This is a genomic window from Thalassoglobus neptunius (assembly GCF_007859735.1).
GTDB classification, from domain to species: Bacteria; Planctomycetota; Planctomycetia; order Planctomycetales; family Planctomycetaceae; genus Thalassoglobus; species Thalassoglobus neptunius.
Window position 1 is genome coordinate 1 of the sequence record NZ_SIHI01000021.1, and the last position, 19,722, is coordinate 19,722.

General features: G+C 52.9%; 8 protein-coding genes and 1 tRNA gene. 1 reads left to right on the plus strand and 8 read right to left on the minus strand.

The genetic code is table 11. The annotated features are described in order from the left end of the window. Window positions 1–121: 121 nt before the first annotated feature. The 6 genes from KOR42_RS19080 to trpE form a co-directional block, all read right to left on the minus strand. Window positions 122–610 carry a phage integrase SAM-like domain-containing protein gene (locus KOR42_RS19080; protein ID WP_146511440.1) on the minus strand — a complete coding sequence of 163 codons (489 nt, stop codon included), beginning with the start codon at window positions 608–610 and terminating at the stop codon, window positions 122–124. A gap of 399 nt (window positions 611–1,009) precedes the next feature. Next, complete coding sequence (locus KOR42_RS19085; protein ID WP_197441349.1) at window positions 1,010–1,234, minus strand: helix-turn-helix domain-containing protein; 225 nt, start codon at window positions 1,232–1,234, stop codon at window positions 1,010–1,012. Between the two features lie 26 nt (window positions 1,235–1,260). Beyond that, window positions 1,261–1,482 carry a helix-turn-helix domain-containing protein gene (locus KOR42_RS19090; protein ID WP_197441350.1) on the minus strand — a complete coding sequence of 74 codons (222 nt, stop codon included), beginning with the start codon at window positions 1,480–1,482 and terminating at the stop codon, window positions 1,261–1,263. Between the two features lie 170 nt (window positions 1,483–1,652). Continuing rightward, a tRNA-Lys gene (locus KOR42_RS19095) sits at window positions 1,653–1,725 on the minus strand. Between the two features lie 371 nt (window positions 1,726–2,096). Then, window positions 2,097–13,043 (minus strand): hypothetical protein, encoded by a 10,947-nt coding sequence (locus tag KOR42_RS19100; protein ID WP_231741010.1) that lies wholly within the window; start codon window positions 13,041–13,043, stop codon window positions 2,097–2,099. Window positions 13,044–13,704: 661 nt separating this feature from the next. After that, window positions 13,705–15,201, minus strand: coding sequence for an anthranilate synthase component I (gene trpE / locus KOR42_RS19105; RefSeq protein WP_197441351.1), 1,497 nt, complete (start codon window positions 15,199–15,201; stop codon window positions 13,705–13,707). A 222-nt stretch (window positions 15,202–15,423) separates the two neighbouring features. Between trpE and KOR42_RS19110 the strand changes: the two genes are divergently transcribed. Then, the gene (locus KOR42_RS19110; RefSeq protein ID WP_146511445.1) at window positions 15,424–15,948 is read left to right on the plus strand and encodes a UvrB/UvrC motif-containing protein; all 525 of its coding nucleotides are present in this window, start codon (window positions 15,424–15,426) and stop codon (window positions 15,946–15,948) included. Window positions 15,949–16,878: 930 nt separating this feature from the next. Here KOR42_RS19110 and KOR42_RS19115 read toward each other — a convergent pair. After that, window positions 16,879–17,523, minus strand: coding sequence for a hypothetical protein (locus KOR42_RS19115; RefSeq protein WP_146511446.1), 645 nt, complete (start codon window positions 17,521–17,523; stop codon window positions 16,879–16,881). A gap of 695 nt (window positions 17,524–18,218) precedes the next feature. Continuing rightward, complete coding sequence (gene epsC / locus KOR42_RS19120) at window positions 18,219–19,154, minus strand: serine O-acetyltransferase EpsC (protein WP_146511447.1); 936 nt, start codon at window positions 19,152–19,154, stop codon at window positions 18,219–18,221. Window positions 19,155–19,722: the final 568 nt, after the last annotated feature.

The window sequence follows — 19,722 nt, forward strand, 5'->3', positions numbered from 1 at the left end:
TCAGTTCAAACAAATGGTGAAAACCAAAAGTCTGAACACCTGACAACAAGTGATCATCTGGGCGCTACGCTTTTATTCCGTCACACCCTCTCCGTCGAGCGCTACGTTTTCTGACCGATGTCTACACTTTCCAGAGACGTTCGGCTTCGAGTGCGGTAATCATCTCGCGCTGACGCTTTTTCGGGGCTTTGACGAGAGTTGATTTCATTCGCCGAGAGATCTTTGGAGCCTTGTCGATCAGTCCATCTTCGACCGCACACTCGAAGATAGACTTTAGCTCTCGCCAAATCTTGTTGACGGTGTGTGGAGATCTGCCAGCGGCTGTCAGCCCGTCTCGAAATCCTATGAGCGTTTCGGTATTCACTGCACGAATGTCGGGATCGCCAGTGATTCTCTCCCAGTGATTGAGGGCGCAGCGATCTTCTGTCAGGGACCGAGGCGATTGTTCTTCGCGAAAGGTAGGCAGAAGTTCTTGATTGTAGTACTGCCTGAGAGTGATCTTCTCTGTCGGTGACTGGAGACCATCGTTGGTTGCATTGTAAAGTGTGGGAAACTTGAGAATCGAACTCCGTTCGGTGTCGGCACTCCGTTGTTGCGAACGCGCAAACATTCCGTGCCCCTCGGTTGAGAATCAGTTCATTCTGGCACCACCCTCGCACAGATCCGGGGTGGGCTATCCAGCTAACCGCCTGGCCAGAATTACCATAGATTAAGATTTGAGAAAGGGAGGTTGATTTCGAGTGAATCGCCACGGGGCCAGTGTGAGATTTGTCCCGGGTATCAATCCTTCGGGCTTGCGGGGTTGCCACAATCATCTCACACCAAGCGAAACTCATTCTAATTGGCCTCCTTCAATTCTCGATCGAAGAACAGGGTTATCTAATTGGCTAATGTTCGTCAACTACGTTGGGTCAAATTTTCAGAATCTTGCAGCGCAAAAAAAGCCCTCCAGATCGTAGGATCTGGAGGGCTTTTTCACCTTCTGGTGCTTTGACAGCAGTCAATTCACTCAGGTCTGTTGAGGAACATTCATTTCGGAAGGGATTTCCAACGGTAGGTCGAGCGCGACTAAGAATTTCTCAACGACATCAAGAACTGGACAGATTTTTCCTGTCAGGTAACGATTCACCATCGGTTGAGCAACGCCCATTTTGCGTGCAAGCTCTCGCTGACTAATGCCTTGCCGAGCGATCTCTACCTTAACGATTCTTCGAAACGTTTCCTGGAGTACCACGTGCATGCTCCCAATCGCAAAGCAGATCAATGCACGGAGACCTTCTCATCGGCATGAATCTCCAAGGGCAGATTGAGGGCGACGAGAAATTTCTCAACAACGTCAAGCCCGGGACACGTTTTTCCCATCAGGTACTTGTTGACAACCGGAGGTGCAATTCCCATCCGTCTTGCCAGTTCAGCCTGAGAAATCCCCTGACGAGCGAGTTCGCTCTTGATTAACTGCCGAAAGTTTTCTTGGAGTACCACCTGCATGCTCCCAAGTGTATCAGACGAGCTGCAGTTGGCGAGATCTGACAACAGAGAAATCTCACCGTCAGATGGAGCATCGGATAAAATGTCCGATGCTCCGCTCATGTCTGAAACGTAAAAAACGCAGTGTTTCAGGGACGGAAAAGAGTCTTGGATTTCCGTTCGAGTGAGAGCGCAGGGACTTGAACCCTGGACCTACGGATTAAAAGTCCGTTGCTCTACCAACTGAGCTACGCTCCCGGTCCGTTCGCTTGTCTGTGTTCGGTTGTGTTTTTCTAAGATGTACTCAGAAAAGGACTTTCAGCTTTTGTCGGCGATGGACTGATCGACCATAATGACCGGTCAGATATCGAATATTGCTGATGACACACTGTCTTGACAGACTGCGATCGCGACTCGTTTCCGAGTCTTTCGCGGAGATTGTAGCAGTTGGCCGGGGCGCATCAATCCAGCCCGGCCGGTTTTCTCAGGAAGTCGGCAACACTGCTGGGATCGTGTGGGTATGATCGCTGCGAAATGAATTTGGGTGCTCGAAAAACGAAAAAACGGGCTGGAGACGAAAATCGCCTCCAGCCCGTGGCTGGCTCACTCAAGATTTCTCAAAGAGAAGCTTAGAAGCTACCCCATCCGAATGGGAGTTCTCCGAAGATCACTCCTGGAGTGAAGGAGACACCGTTGATGTCTAAGCGATCGTCCACCTGGAATCCGTTGCCTGCGTTTCCATCGAGAATGAACTCGAATGGCAGGTCGAGCTGGTTTCCTGACGAAGCGCTGACTCGCAAGGTGCTGTCACCCATACCAGGATACAGGAACGGTGCTCCGCTTGTATTCGGATTTGGTGTTCCGGTTGGTCCGAGTGTATCGACGAAGTTGACCATTTCTCCGAGAGCGAAGTCCGGGTAGTTTCGCAGTGCAAGGCGAGTTGCGTTGCGACGTCGGCCTCCGTTGGTGAATGGTCCGCCGAGTGGTGGGTTGTTGTTGTCGCGAGTCCTTGAGATGAATGTCCCATCAGCTGGTCCATTGTAGAAGGCTCCCGCTTCCCCACCTGGGGTTCCGGCTCGAAGTGAGTTGTTGACATCGATACTGTCGAAGAGGATTGCTTCTGCTCCGGTACCCCAGACCACGTCGAAGCGTGCGAGAGGATCGCCACGTCCAACGTTTGTTGGATCGAAGGTCATGTCGTTCCAGGTTCCACCAACGTTTGCTGGGTTACCAGTCGAGGTGTAGCTGTGGAAGAAGACGTCGTCTCCGAAGTTACCCTGCAGTGTACTGCTGGTGAATTCGAGTCCCACACCACCGTTGATGACGTTTCCGAATCCATCGGTCGCGAATCCGCCGTTCTGGGCAGTTGAACCGGCACCGATGAGGCTGTAGTTGCCGTCCGAGGTTCCGACTCGAACAACCAGACCAGAACCAGGCAGGTTGTTTGGCAGTGTTGCCAGAACAACGTTACCGTTGTTGGAGATCTGGACCTGATCAATCAGGAGTTCAAGTTGTGGAGTCTCGGTCACAGGACCGTCTTGTGCCAGTGCGACGTTGCTGAAGTCGGTCTGATTCTGAGTGTTGGATGATGTGTTGACCACATAGATCCCCTCTTCATCGTTCGACGAAACTTGAGCAAGTGGCAGTGGGTTGTTACGTGGATCGTTGGTTCCGGTGATCGTAATGAACATCTCACCGTCTCCTCGTTTGAGGATGTCGAATCCGCGTCCCATGTTGGCGACAACTCGGTTGTCTTCAAAGTCCAGCACGAAGTCGAAGATTGTTCCGTTCTGGTCGGTCTGAAGGATTTCCACACCGTCCTGGAAGTTCTCTCTGATGAGGCTGTTGGTCATAACGACGTCTTTGAAGCCAACACCCTGGATGTCAACACCATGTCCGAGTGAACGGTCACCGGTGACCATGCGTCCGTTGCGGACGATGTCGAGGTCATCGTAGGAGGAATTTCCTGCTCCGTTGAGCACGATACCAGTGCTTCCGTTCCCGTCGGTCATGACGTTTCCGAACTGGTCGATGATGGCTCCGACGATTCCGTCGTTCATGGACAGGCCAAAGAGGCGAGCTCCTGTTACGAAACCGAAGTTTGCGTTGTCCGCAATCACGTTCTGTTCCCAGAGACCGGCGATGAATCGTCCGTCTGACTGATCCTGAACGATTTCGAGCAACTGAACACCGTCGTTTCCGTTGTTGAGAATCTGGTTCTCTTCCATGTCAACGATCAGGCCAGCATCGGCGTTGACCTGCATGACGATTCCGTCATTGGCGTTGTTGTTAATGTAGTTTCCGTCGAGGCTGGCGAGCCAGTTCGAGATGTCCGAGCGAACGTCGGTGTCGGTTCCGGTGATTCCACCCAGTCCGTCACGTTGTCCGTCGAGTCCGATGATGACTTCCATTGCCGAGTTGTCATCGTTTTCTGCGGTGATGTCGATTCCGTCATCGCCGTTGTTCTCGATGATGTTCTCGTCGATGAAGAAGTCGTTGACGACCACATCGTCGATTCTGTTGAATCGAATTCCGTCTCCACCGTTCTGGGCATTCGAGATGGTGTTGTTCAGAATGTGCAGACCGTCGATTGTTGAGCTTTCGCGGACATCAAAGTTGATTCCTGTTGTCGCGTTGGCTCCCACCATTCCGAACTCGTCAACACCGATCAGGTTGTTCTCGATGAGAAGACCTGGAGTCACGTTGTTGGGACCGTCTCCAATTCCCGTTCCATCTGCGTTGAGCAGGTTCTGGGCTGGGTTTGGATCGAGTGTACCGAGCATTCGGATGAAGATGGCTTCTCCGCTGAAGTCAGCATCTGCACCGTTGGAGGTGTTCGTGATCTGGTTGCCACGAATCGCCACCTGTCCGATGGTGTTCTGAATCATGTCGATTGCGATCCCAGCATCCTGGTTTCCGTCGATGATGTTCCCCTGTCCGTCGATGGTTCGACTTCCGATGGAGACATCCAGGTCAGGAATGCTGTCCACGATTGTGGAGAGCTGAGTAACTCGAACACCAAAGCTGCCATTGTCGGTGATCTGGTTGTTCGTGATTCCGTCACCTGTGCTGAAGAAGGAGTCTCCCACTCCGGCACCAGCGATGACGTTGATCCCCGATCCACCGTTCATGTCGATGATCTGTTGATCGATCGCACTGATCAGGCTTCCGCCGTTCTCGATTTCGATGTTCACACCGTTTTCGCCGTTGTTAGCGATGGTCGAGGTGCGGCCGAATGCTGACTGACTGTTGAGGATATCCAGTTCAGCGACTGAGGAGTTGACGGTGATGTTAATCCCGTGCTCGCCGTTGTTGCTGAATGAAGAGTCGCTCATGACACCCATGGTCAGATCGATGGCTGATCCTGTTGGGATCGTCGATCCGTTGAGCAGGTTGAACTGCAATCCGTCTTCGCCGTTGTTGTTGGCGCGGATGTTGTTCAATCCGAGCAGTGTTGTGACCTGAGTGTTGTCGAGTGTCAGTTCGATACCGTCACCCATTCCAGTTCCGGCACCTGGTCCAGTTGCTGTCACCTGGTTGAAGCTGACAGTGTCGAGCACCATGTCGGTGAAGCTCGCGTTGATCTGGTCCATGGTGTTGTTCATGACCGTGATACCGCTTAGGTCGAAGGAGTTGATTCCGACGACGCTGTCGAGATCGATTGTCAACCCGTTGCCATCGTTTCCGTTGACGTTGACGTTCGATGCGGTGATTCCGAGGTCGTTGATCGTGACGCCCGAATCATCAGTGATGACACGGATACCGTCACCGGCGTTGTTGCTCGCGGAAGCTTCCAGCATGAGGGTTGCTTCGACGAGATCTTCAAGCACAACTGAAACCCCGTGTCCACCGTCGTTGTTGAGGTCGTCTGGGAAGCCGTTGTCGTTGAAGGTGTTCACCATTCCGCCCATCGCAGTCATCGAGCTGAGGATCAGTTCGGTGCCGTTTCCGGTTGCGAAGACGTCGAGGCCACTCTCACGGTTGCCGTTGGCGGTCACACCGTTGCTGAGTGTTGCATCAAGCAGTGCTCCACCTGAAGCGATGAGGTTGATCCCGTCGCCAGTCTGGTGGTTGTTCGCCGAGACATCGTTCATCACGATGGTTGCACTCGATCCAGCACCAGTCACATCCAGATCAAATCCGTTGACCTGAACCATTGGAGCTGTTCCTCCGTTGAGGATATCAAGCCCTTCGAAGGTTCCGGTGAAGGTCGATCCGTTCGCGACAGCGACGTCCACACCTTCGCGGCCAGTCATATCGATCAGGCTCGATCCTGTGATGTCAAATCCGAGTGTTGATGCTCCGTCGACATTGAGGAGGACACCAGCACCGAAGTTGGCCACAGTGTTGTCGATCGTCAGATCGATCAGGTCGAAGTCGGCAGTTGATCCACCAGTCACGTCGACCAGAATACCAGCATCCATTGTGCTCAATGCTGAGTTGTTGGACACGTCGAGTCCGGTTGAAGTGAAGGTCATCAACTGTGAAGCGTTGTCGATATCGAATCGCAACCCAGTCTGTTGGTTGTTCCGAGCGGTGACATTGTCGAATGCGGTGAACTCAGCAACAGTTCCGTTGTCGAGTCGCAGGTCGATTCCGTCTCCACCGATCGCGTTCGAAGCTTGAACACCGTCGAAGCTGAGCGAGTTCGCTGCTCCGCCACCCACGTTGTCCAGATCGATGAGGATACCGTCTCCAGGAATCAGAGGATCGATTCCGGCAGGAGCCGTTCCGGCGTTGTTGGCGTTCACGTTGGTGAGTGTGATCGACGTTGCCGCAGCCTGATTGCTCAAGCGAATGTCGATTCCGTTCTCACCGGCGTTGTCAACGTTTACGTCAGTCAGCGTCACATCTGTGATACTGATGTCCGATGGGTTGATGATGAAGCCGTTTCCGATCGCGTTGACAGCAGTCGTGTCGCTGACATTGACTGTGCTGGCCGATCCAGCAACCGCACCAGGAGTCGAGATTTCAATCCCGTCTGCTCCAGCGTTGTCGAAGGATGATCCGTTGCTGATGTCAAACGCTGCGGAGTCAGCTGCAGCCAATCCGTTGATGGTCAGCGATGCTCCAGTGCCGCCAGCGTCGTCGGCCTGAACATTGTTGAGTGTCATCGAGTGAGTTCCCCCAGCGGATGAACCCGTCACAGTGAGGTCAATTCCGTCACCGTTGGTTGCACCGTTGGCAGACACGTTTGTCAGAGACAGGTCCGTTGCCGAAGTGGTTGTGAGGTCAATGTTCACCCCGTCACCATTGCCGGCGTTGTCGAAGCTGGAGTCGGTGATCGCGACGATTCCGTCAGCGTCCGCCAGTGCCCCAGTGATGTTCAACCCTTCGTCTGTCGCGTCGTTGGCAGTGATGTCAGCGAGTTGGACAAGGTTGAGTGCTCCACCACCAGTCGCTTCGATATCAACACCGCGTCCTTCGCTGTCGCTGGCTGTCAGCCCGTCGATGTCGATGTTGGCAATCGAGCCAGCTCCGTCGACGTCCACGTCGAATTCCCCTTCGCCAGCCATTCCAGTGTTGTTGGTCAGGCTGAGGTCATCGATGTCCAGGTTCAGCGTGCTTCCGGTCGTTACGTCAATTTCAAGACCGTTGACTGCTGAAGACTGTGTTGCTGTCACACCGTTGAAGGTGATGTTCGCAGTACCGCCACCTTCGACCAAACCTTGGATCTGAGCGTCAACATCGAGGCCGGTTTTGGCGTCGGTGATTCCGCTGTTGAAGGCGTTGTTCATCATGATTGTGTTGTTGAAGACAGCATCCACAACACTTCCTGCTCCGGTTGAGCGGAAAGCGAAGGCCTGTGCTTCGTTGTCACGAATCATGACGTTGGTGAACGTACCTGTTGCTGTTCCGCCACCTTCAGCAACCATGGCGATGGCTGCTTGGCCTGTCACACCCGTGATGATCACGTTGTTCAGGTTGAGTGTCGCGTCTCCGCTTCCGTCAGCACAGATTTCGATACCGTCTCCGATGGTGACATCGAAGATTCCGAGATTGATTTCCCCGTTGTCTGGCATCTCTGTGCGGAGGTCCATTTCTTCGTTGTTAATGACCATCGCGTTGCTCAGGTTGATCGTGATCGTGGTGTTTTCAGGACCACCCATTGCATCACCCTGGGCGACAGCGTCGATTCCGTCACCGATTCCGTCGCCAACGTTGTCGTTTCCGTTTCCGGAGATGAGGCCGGTTGTTGTGCCGTCACCAGCGAAGTTGAAGACGATTCCGGAAGTTTCGTTCATTGGATCGTCGCCAGGAGTGTTGTTGCCGAAGAAGGCACGCAAGTTCACTCCGTCACCACAGTTGTTCAGGACGTTGCTGTCGAGGAACGATGCCTCGATCAGCGATCCGTCACCGATGTTCATGTCAGCGTTGGTGATGATCTCAACACCGTTTCCGTCGTTGAGTTCGATCAAGCTGCTGACAACAGTCGTTTCGAGATAGCTCTCGTTGTCTGCAGAGAGGTAAATCCCGACATCCTGTGTTTTGGCCATCGGATCGGTGTTTCCGATCGTCAGGTTCATCATGTCCAGGCCGTTTCCAATCGTTCCGCGATTTCCGACGGAAGAGTTGTTGTTGGCGGACACTGAGATTCCGAATGATGGGTTTCCAGCAACTCCGTTGTTCTGGATCAAACCGTTGTCCAGGTTGGAGTCGAGAAGCGTTGAGCCATCGAGATCAATGACGAGTCCGCTTTCTCCGTTCCCACTGAGTGAGAAGTCGAGGAGATCAATCTCAAGAGTTGATCCACCGTTTCCATTCTCTCCGAGAGACAGATCGATACCGTTTCCAGCTGCTCCGTCGACGGTGAAGTCAGACATTGCAAGAGTCACGGAAGAGTCAACAACGTTGCCCACAACACCGGATCCGCTTGCTGCACCAATCACAAGTGGGGCAGCTGCTGTTCCGTCGATGGAGATGTTGAACTCGCTGTCTGAACCACCGAAGTTGACGGCGTCTCCGGTCGAAGATGACAGGGCCGTTGTGTCGGCCAGAGTCACTCCGATGATGGAGCCGTTCGTTCCGGTGAGGTCGATGGCATTGCCAGTTGAAGCATCGATCGATGTTTCTGTGCCGGTGATGTTAACGGTTGAGTTGTCAGCATCCACGAGGATGGCACTTCCGAGTGCGTTGTCGATCGAGTTGCCTGTCATCAGATCAACATTCGCGGTGGAATCGGTCATTGTCAGGTTAAGACCGTTGTTCCAGTTGTCCATCGAGCTGTTGTCGAGGTCGAGATTGAAGATCGATCCATTCGTACCTGTGACAACCACTGCATCGCCGGTTGCTCCCGGTGGTGATGAGTTGTCGATGTCGCTGTTGATGAAGCTCAGGTTCGCTGTCGCTGCATCGAGGAGACCAAGAACTCCGTTCGTTCCAACGGGATCTGCTTCTGTCGACAGTGGAGAGTCGATCATTGTGAAGTTCAGAGTTCCGCCTGAAGCTCCGTTGAACTCGAGTCCATTGTCCGCAGCTCCTGTTGCTGGAGTTGGATCAATGGTCAGGTTCACAACTGCACCGTTCATGAAGGTGACATCAGTCATGTCGTCACCAGCGTTCAACAATGAACCGTCGGTGATGTCCAGTGTCAGAACTGAGTTGTTGTCAGCCAGAATGTTGATAGCGTCGACACCAGCGTTGTTTGCTGACAGTGCGAAGGTGTCAACAGTCACGACAGAGTCGTTGTTCAGGTCGAACGCGAGTCCATTCTGAACAGCATCGCTGAAGTCGGCTGTGTCGATGAGAAGATCAACTTCTGTTCCGGCTCCGTCGCTGGTGATGCTCAATCCATCACGTCCTGCGAGCGTTCCGGTGAAGTTGTTGATCTCAAGATTGATGTCGGAAGCTGCAGAAGCATCGATTGTCAATGCGTCGAGGCCAGCTTCGGTCGCTGAAACATTGTTCCAGATTCCCGAGATCGTTGAGTTGTTGGTTGCCAGTTCGATTCCGCTGAGGCCAGCATAGTCGAAGTTGACGTCTGTCAGGTTCAGGATGGCTGACGAATCAGTCAGGTCACCGTGAGCACCGAAGCCAGTGTTTGGACCGTTTTCAGGATCGCTGAAGTCGGTGTTCGAAACATCCATGTTGATGATGCTTCCGTTCACACCGTTGAATGCGAGGCCCGACTGTCCTGAGTTCAGGAAGTCGTTCGTGCCAGTGCTTGTCAGTGTCAGGTCAATTTGACCAGCATCTGCTGACAGGTCGATTGCGTTGGCTCCTGCGTCTGAACCTTGAACGTCAACACCGTTGATATCGATGAGCGATCCAGCGTTTGCATTCGCGGCCAGAGCACTTCCACCAGCGTTGTCGAGTTCAACAGTGTCGAGGTTCGCTTCGATTCCCGATGTTCCGATGGCCATTGTGTCGTCTGATGACAGAGACAATCCGTCGCCACCAGCGTTGTTGGCCTGAACATTTGTGAGATCTGCGATCGCAACAGAACCGTCGACATTGATCTGGATTCCGTCGCCGTTGGTCGCATCGTTGAAGGTCGAATCTGTGATGCTTGCTCCAAACTCAGACCCGTTCGCTGCGGTGACAGTCATGCCACTGCCGTTGACTGGGCCATTGAAGTTGGTGTCAGCCAGGACCAGAATTCCGGTGGAACCGTCAAGCGATCCGTTCACGCCGTTGGCTTCTGCACCTGAGAAGTCAGCAGCTGTTCCTGCAACTCCGGAGATCTGGAGGTTGATGTCCGCTCCGTTTGTTCCATTGAACTCGATTCCGTCTCCATTTCCGTTTCCGGCAGCACCCGCACCAGCGAATGATCCGGTTTCAGTCAGAAGAACGTTCGTTGTTCCACCATCGTTGGTGACTTCGATTCCGTCGTCACCAGCACCTGCACCAGAAACAGCCGATCCGACGAGTGTTGTCGTTGCGCTTGAGTTGCTGCTCAAGTTGATGGCATCAACAGCGGCGTTGTCGAATGTTGCACCCGCTGACAGATCGATTTCTGTCAGAGTGCTCATTCCGGTTGCGTTGGAAACAAGTCCGTTTCCAGTCACAGCACCACTGAAGTCAGCAGGGGCTCCGCCGACTCCTTCGACAGTCAACTGAAGTGTTCCGCCAGTCGAGTTGCTGAGGTCAATTCCATCTTCGTTCGCACCAGCGAATGATCCGGTGTTGACCAATTCAGCGATGACCATTGCGTCATCTGCAGACAGGTTGATTCCGTCAGCTCCAGCTCCGGCTCCTGAAACAGCGTCACCCATGATGACGAGTGAAGCCTGCTGGCTGGCTGAACCTTGAATTCCGTTTGCTCCTGCTCCGTCAACTTGAACGTCGCTCAAGTCGAGTGTCGCAACAGTTGCGTTTCCATCAGCTGCGATTGCGACACCGTTTCCGGCTGCATTCGCGAATGAAGTCGTGTCAAAATCACCCTGGAACGAAGATCCGTTGTTCGCGACAACATCGAGACCGTCGCCGGTTCCCATTGGATCGTTGTCACCGAAGGCGGAGTCAGTTCCCATCAGAGCCAGGTCTGAACCGGAATCGAGAAGCACGTTGATTCCGTCACCAGTTGCACCGGTGAAGTCTGTGTCTTCCAGTTCAACAAGTCCGGTACTTGTGTTTTCAAGTTGAATCCGGACACCGTTGTCGGTTGCACCTGTTCCTGTGGTTTCTGCCAGCAGGACAGTCACGCTTGCGTTGTTGTCACCTTCGACAGCAACAGCGTCAGTTCCGGCGTCGTTGAAGCTTCCACCAACAACAAGAACGTCGGCAGCAGCATCGTCAGCGAGAACAGCCAAACCGGCACTGCTTGAGTTGTCTGCGGTCGTGTCAGTTGCAGTCAAAACAACCGAACCAGCCATTGAGCCGACAACTTCAATGCCGTTTCCGCTGGTGGTGTCGTTGAAGGAACTTCCGTCGATCGCGACATTCATGTCACCTGCGTTTGTGACAGATGTTCGAAGACCCGTTCCGTTTCCGTCAGCGTTGACGTCAATAATCAAAGCATCCATCGTCGAGTTGTCGCTGGCGAGTTCGATTCCCAGCGAAGCTCCCGTGATCGCGAGATCAGGGAATTCGACAAGATCGTTTCCGATCAACACGTCGAGGTCAGCTGTGTCTGTGTTCGAGATGGAGATCCCGCGAGTTCCATTCGCTCCGGCTGGATCGTCGATTCCGAATCCAACATTCGTGATCGAAGCGACTCCCGAGGTATTGGAAAGCATGATTCCATTACCAGTTCCGGTGACGTCGCCACCCAGGATATCGAAGTCTCGGTTGATCTCGTCGATGACAACATTTGTGATGTCTGAGCCAACGATTGCGCTGCCACCGTCAGTGACAGTGTTCAGGCCGAGAATCATGTTGTTGTTGGCAAGATTGATCAGGTTGGCGTCTGTGTTGCCACCGATGAATGGATTGTTTCCATTTCCGCTGAAACCTGGCAGCTCGACGAAGACACCTGGGAAGTTCGCGGTTTCCAGGACGAACTCATGTCCTTGTCCAAGAACAATCTGATTGTCCTCGAGGAAGAGACCATCGTTTGCATTCAGCAAATTCGTTGGGCTCGTGTTTCCGCGATACGCCAGGATGATGTCGGCGTTCGGCATGTTGCTGGCGAGATCAAGCTCGTTGAACGGATTTTCGAATGTTCCGTCTCCGCCGTTGCCAGCTGTGTTGTCAACGTGGATGAATTCGTAAGGCAGATCATCCGCTGGGTTGATTGCCAGAACACGTCCCCGCTCACTTGCGTATTCAAGTGTTGGGATTCGAGTACGGCGTCGAACTCGATCGTGCATCTGTGTATCAAGCGTGCGATAACGTGGCATGAATGAAAGCTGGCCACCGTTCAGTCGCAACTCTGCGTTGAAGTTGACAGTTGTTCCGAATCGATCATCGTCGGAAACTGTCAAGCTGAAGACAGCGTTGTTGAAGTCCGCCTGAACACGACCACTGGCTCCAGTGAAGTCGTTTTCTTCAGCGGCGTCAAAGTGATAGACCCCAACATAAGCTGACAACCATTCCGCGTGAGGGATCGCAGTACCGATTTCGGCATCCATCCCTTTCAACTGCTCTTCCACACCCTGCATTGCTCGGAATGCAAGATTCGGACCAGTGAACACGGGCTGTTGGGTCATCACAACGGGATCACCCACGTTGTTAATGCGATCATTCCAGGGAACGTATCCATTGATCGTTGCCTGGACATAATCGGTCATCCACTCACCACCGAGCGAAAACCCATCGTAACTATACCCGTTGGCACTCTGGTCCCAGGCGAGAAAGCCGTTCAGACCGATTGCTTGGGAATAGTCCATGATCATCCAACGATGACCAATACCGGCGGTACCACCGACGATGGACTGTTCGTTTTGTTCGGTGATCCAGACCTGCCCTTCCAGGAAGGTCACTTCGCCCGGACCATAAAGTTCCATGGGCATGAATCCACCGGCAGCAAAATAGTCATTGCTGACACCGGGTCGATTCCCGAAGTCCCCCCTGGCGAAGAGGAAACTTCTAGGAAATGCCATTGGCATGACAGCACTATAGAGGCTGCCGCTGTGATACCCCGTGACGGACTCGTCCGAAACGTAGGCAGTCTGCGCTGATGCGGGTCTGGGCATCAGCGCGAAACAGAGTAGTCCGATAAGACAGGCTTTGCGCGAAGTCATTGGTTGCCCCAAAATTGAGACGGAGGCAGTCACGGACCCTTCCAACAGGGGCCGATTGTGCCAGATTTTGCGGGTAAACGTATTTTTCCAGTTGATCCGACGGAGCCGGTCATATCAGTTATCGGCAGCCGATTATGCGGACTGGAACGGAAGTTCCGGTGAGATGAAGAGTGGCGGGCTTTCCGGCAGCGACTCAAGGTGTTGAAGTGCCGGAAGAAGGGTAGATTTGGTGAGAAACTGAGGATTGCGCCGGTTTTAGAGTGAAAGTTCAATCCGGGTCAATATTTTCAGATTCTTGTTCAACCCCAAAAACCCGAATCGGCAAAATTTGCCATGCTAAACCGGTACCAAACCCTCTTCGCACCTGAATTTGGCAAGCAGCGTGACTTGTCAGAAATCTCCGCCAAGCAGACAGCAGGTGATTCCGGAGCTGCAAAGAGAGGCGCAACAAAGAAATCACCCATCTCTCGCGTTCAAGACGCCGAGTGAGATTCAGTCAACTGAAGCGGCCGGGCGGAAACCATTGCTGGGAAGAGGGACCACGCGCGAAGCAACAGCGCATTCGCAATTGTCTTGGTCACTTCGCTGAAGAAAGAGCGGCAGAGTGAGCTGTCTACGCTTCACTCTCTTGAATCGCCTCAGCAAGAGCGATCGCAGTGAGCAATCCCCGGGCTTTGTTCAGCGTTTCCTGATACTCAGCTTCCGGAACGCTGTCAGCCACAATTCCTGCTCCGGCTTGCACATACGCTTTGTTCCCGGTCATGACGAGGGTGCGCAAGGCAATGCAGGTGTCCATGTTTCCGGTGAAATCGATGTAACCCACCGCACCGGCGTAGGGACCGCGTCGATGGCGTTCCAGCTCATCGATGATTTCCATCGCTCGAACTTTCGGAGCACCGGAAACCGTTCCGGCTGGGAGTCCAGCTCGGAGAGCGTCGAGACTTGTCAGCCCGTCCCGCAGGTGCCCTTTCACATTCGAAGTGATGTGCATCACGTGGCTGTATCGCTCAACAACCATCACATCGCTGAGGCTGACAGTTCCGTAGTCCGCAATTCGCCCGACGTCATTTCTCGCAAGGTCCACCAGCATCACGTGTTCGGCACGTTCTTTGGGATCTGCGACGAGTTCTTCCGCGAGGGCCTGGTCCTCTGCTTCAGTCTCTCCACGTTTGCGAGTACCAGCGAGCGGACGAATCGTCGTTTCACGATCTTCGACGCGAACCATGATCTCAGGGGAACTTCCGACGAGCGTTGTTTTCGGCGTCTGAAGCAGGAACATGAAGGGGCTGGGATTGACGACTCTCAATGCCCGATAGACATCCAGCGGCGCGACGCTTGTTTCCAGCTCCAGTCTTTGGCTGAGCACGACCTGGAAAATGTCGCCAGCTCGAATGTAAGACTTACATTTTTCGACGGCGTCGCAGTATTCATCTTCAGAGAAGTTGGAGCTCCAGTTCGAAACCGGGTCCACTTTCGAAATGACGTCAGGCACGGCCAACGTAGCGAGCGGCTGTTGCAGCCGTTGACAGAGTTCATCAACTCGAGAACACGCTTGTTCGTATTCGGATTTCAGGTCGTCCGTATCCGTTCGAGCATGAGCGACGACGATAATCGTTTTCTCAATGTGGTCGAAAATGATCATCGACTCATAGAACGCGAAAGAGAGATCGGGAAGCTGCCGGTCGTCTTCTGGAGGGGACGGGAGGTCCTCGCAGTATCTCACGACGTCGTAACCCGCGTATCCAACGGCACCTCCGACAAATCGCGGCAGCCCATGATGATGTTCGGACGGGTAGTTTTCGATCATCTCGGCCAGAGTGGCCAAGGGATCGGAAACGGTTTTCCGTTCAGTGACACCATCTTGAGTCAACTCAATGTCATTCCCGTAGGCTTCGAGCCGCAGGAATGGATTTCCGCCGAGAAAGCTGTAGCGACCCACCTTTTCGCCGCCGACAACACTCTCGAAAAGAAACGCTTCGCGCGACCAGTTCGCTTTGCAAAATGCAGTGACTGGAGTGAGTGTGTCGCTGTAAAGCTTTCGGAAAACCGGGATCAGCTTTGAATGAAACTGATTCGAACGGAACTCTTCGAAAGTCGGCGTATGATGCATCATCAATCCTGGGTGAGAACATTCAGACGCAATGATAGCGACTTCAAAGTGGTCCTCAACGGACGTGTCTCCTCGAATTGACTTCACTCGCCACCGCAATAGAATTGCAAAAAATCAGAGCTTCTTAATCTGGCTGCGTCCATTCCCTGCAATGGCCACATCATCGAAGCGGCGACAGGAGCTTGTATCAATCAACGGAAATGTGTTTGGATCGAGGGTGTCATGAAGAAATGTCTACGTTGCACGAAACAGGCGACCCTCCATATCACCGAATTGAAGAGCGGGAAATCCGTCTCTGTGCATCTCTGCGAACAGTGTGCAAAAGACTATTTGAGCACTGTTGAAGTGGGGGGAATTCCCGATGACATCGAAGATCCACTCTCAATCGGCGGAGTTGGATCAATCGAGTCAGACACGCCTCAAGAGCACGAACAGGCTTGTCCCCACTGCGGAATGACTTTCAAGCTCTTCCGCAGTCAGGGGCGTCTCGGGTGTCCGCATGACTACGAGTTGTTTCACAACCAACTCATCCCGATTCTTGAAAGCATCCATCACGGCGAAACTCAGCATGTTGGAAAGTTTCCGCCGAAAGTCTCCGACGATCGCCGACAGCACTACGAGTTGATTCGTCTGCGGAATGAACTCAAGTCAGCGATCGACGATGAGCGGTATGAGCTGGCCGCCCGATTGCGAGACCAGATTCAAACGATCGAAAACGACTCCCCTTCTCCGGAGAGTACTTCCTAAGCCGGTGACTAAATTCTCTGCACTCGCCCGAACGCGACGCGTTCCATGAATGCTGCTTGAGCCTCGCTTAGAGAGTTCAATCACTGTCGTATTTAACCAAAACAGGCCGAGCGGTTTCTCAATCCGCTCGGCCTGTTTTGGTTTTATAGTAGTGGTTCGATCAATTCAGCCCTTTCTCAAGGGGCCGAAAGACTCCTCAGCGACAAAAGTGTCTCAATCCTTTTGTCTCTCAATCACCGAGAAAGCTCTAAAGCACGAGGCGTGCCAGAGTCGCCGCTTGATTCCCGCTTGTTTCAGTAAGTCATTGTCTTCAAAATGCTTAGGGGACTCGAAGAATTTGCGCACGAGATTTCGTAATGACAAGCTTTTGCACATTCTACACGTCTGGAAGCGTCAATTTGTAATTCCTGCGACGACTTCCTGCCCGAGTGGCTTGTGGGATTCCCTTCAAAACAGCGTGAATCGATCCCATTTGCCATCTTCAGAGAAACCCTCGAGAGACAGTTCGCCCGGCCCGATGGGCTTTCCTCTCCAATATCTCGACCACTCTACATGGCTGGAACTCGCTGCGTTCGATTATGTATCTGGCAGCGAGCTTCAGTTAGGACCTGTTGAGCATGGTTTCATGCTGATTCATGAGTCCATAAAAAAAACAAGGCCAGCAATTGCTTGCTGGCCTTGAAGAATCAGTAGTTTCAAAGCTTAGTTGATGAGTAGCTTAAAGCGATTGTACACCCAGGAATTGGGGAAGTTTTCAAGTGGTTGCAATCCAAATAGACCATCCGGTCTCTTCCCTGGCAGGGCCGAGGGGTGCCCTGTAACCACTCTACTGAGCCTCAATCCCGAGACTCAGAAACAACACCATTCCCACCAATTTCCTCTTTTACACATCAACTACAATTTTGCCCGGAAACTGAATCGCAGTCAGGACTATGCCTGGCGACGACGTCGCAGAGCAGGAACACCACCGAGAGCGGCGAAAGTTCCCCAAAGGATCATCGTACCTGGTTCTGGAACTGGTGCGAATGACATGTGAGCTGCATCAACAGCACTTGGATCTGGGGCTGTTCCGAGGTTTTCGGCTCCAATGATGACACCGATTTTGACGATGTCAGATGCGTCGATGCCAGCGAGGCTGACAGACAGACGAGTTGGAATTCCTGGAGGTCCGAGAGCTGGAAGTGCAGTTGTAGGACCAACAACGCGTGCTCCGGATCCGTCTTCGACCCACAGGCCACCCAACCAGGTGCTGTTGTTGTCGTTCGAGAATTCGAGAGTCAGGTTGTTGTTGCCAGTTGCGTCGATTGCAACGTCAACACCGTAAAGGATGTTGAATGCGCCACCGAAAGTAGAAGATGTTTCCTGAATGATCCCCTGGATTCCACCCATAGGTGTTCCATCAGCGTGAGTTGGGGCAGGAAGGTTTGCGAATCCAGTCAGTACAACTGGTGTTCCGCTTGTGCTGTCAAAAGTCAACGCAGCAAGCTGAGCTTGCGTAAAAGTGATGTCAGCGTTTGCTGTTTGTCCAACGGACAAAGCGAGCATAGCTGCAGCGAAAATGCCAAGTTTGTTCATAGTTCATTTCTCCAAGGTGCAATGAGAACTCTTCCAAAATTTCCCAATCTGGGTGTACCCGGAAACGACCCGGGGTGGGATTCTGCCTAATTTACCATGACCCCCTCTATCAATGTCCAGTCAATTGGATTGGAATTGAAAATAAATTTCAGATTTCCGAACTCCCGAATTGACAGGAGCGGATTTGTGAACGGGGGTCAGGCCTCGTTGGCGCAATGTAAACCACGTTGCAAATGAATGTTAGGACAATTTGGCGACCCCAGGGTCTTTGTGAAGAGTGTGTTACGGATCGGCGATTTTGGATTTGTTTGCGTTGCGTGCTGAAGAGAAATTTCGACAGTGTCGACGAAATTCCCCCTTGCCTGTTGCATCACATCGACAAAATCCCCGTCGTGACTCCAAAAGTCCGGTTATAGGGCCATCTCGAATTTCAGCACCTTCGCGGCGAAAAAACCGGTGCGGGTTCGTTCCAATGAAGCCAGGAACCCGCCCTGCAGCATGACGCGATTCCGCGGAACTTGTGCTGGCCCATCAATCGCAGCTGAAGTGTTCTTGGCAGTGTGTGTGATTTGGCACAGTCCGGACTTGGAGATTCAGCCCATCAAGAAATGAAAAACGCCCCCAGCCCGACTAGATCGGAAGGACTGGGGGCGATGTTGTTTGGAACGACTTGAGAGAGTCAATTTGAGTGTCGTTTAGCTGGCTTCGCGGAGTCGAAGTGACGGTGTTTCGATCGTGACAACGGTATTGGGCGGGACGCTTTTCGTCAGCCAGACACTGGCTCCGATGACGGAGTTTGTACCAACCACGGTTTCTCCTCCGAGGATCGTCGCATTCGCATAAATCACGACGCCATCTTCAATCGTCGGATGACGTTTCGTGCCACGGACAAGATTTCCGTCGCTGTCTTTGGCAAAGCTCAAGGCCCCGAGCGTGACACCCTGATAGATTTTGACTTTGGTCCCGATCTCGCAGGTCTCTCCAATCACGACCCCTGTTCCATGATCGATGAAAAAGGATGGGCCAATTTGGGCTCCGGGATGAATGTCGATTCCGGTCTGATTGTGAGACCACTCCGACATGATTCGAGGAATGAGCGGAATGCCCTGCCGGTAGAGTTGGTGGGCAATTCGATGCACAGTCACTGCTTCCAACCCGGGATAGCAGAAGATGATTTCATCGAGCCCACTCGCAGCTGGGTCTCCATCGTAAGCTGCTTCGACATCAGTCACTAACAGGTGCCGAAGGCTTGGAATGGATTCAAGGAATTTGATGGCTTCCTGCTGGCCACGGGCTTCGAAGTCCATCAATTTTCGTCGATCGCAGTCTTTCCCGTACTTCAGGTCGTATTCATACCGCAATGCCCGAGCGAACTGCTGGGTCAGCTTGTCGTGCAGAGAATCAATGAGGTCCCCGACGAAATAGGTCACATTTCCCATGTGAAGAGTTTGCCGGCGGCGATAACCGGGATACAGCAATTCTTTCAAGTCATCGATGATTTCGACGACGATCGCCGAACTGGGGAGAGGGCAATGCCCCAGATGATTGATTCTCCCGATTTCTTGATAACTCTCGACGATTCGGTCGGTCAGTGTGTGCAATTGTTCTTTGAGGCGAAAATCGGCAGCCATGAAACTGTCCCTGAGAAGATTGAGCGAAGCAGAAGAATAACCCTTGGCATCATTCCGACCTGACGTCGGATGGATGACCGAGCATTCAGGTGAGAGCATGTTCTGACGAGCAGAAATGCGAGTCGACCGGCCTCACGCCGGTCAGCAACAGTCACAGCGGACTGCAAATTCCATGTTCTGCCTCAGTTCAAGTAGGTCGGAATCAATCGACAACGATACGCTCATCGTAGAGTCCCTGGGAAAAGGATTCTGTGAGGTTCTCTTCATGGGCGGACGACTTGCTCAGCGAACCTGTCGAAAATTGTAGGTCCCGCAGATTCAGACAATCAAGCATCTGAATTTGTTCGCGAACCGATTTGGATCGCTTTCTGCCGCGTGGTGAATCAACGTGGTGAAACAACAGGAACGGAAAAGTCATCACCGTTTGCTCGAAGCATCGGCACTGAATACCGGCAGAATTTGATCGATTCGCAGTACCATCCTGGAATGCACGACTCTTGCAATCGGGGTAGCGCTATTGATTCACCGGCTTCCCCAGTTTTCCACGAAGTTGTGGTGCCACTCTCTT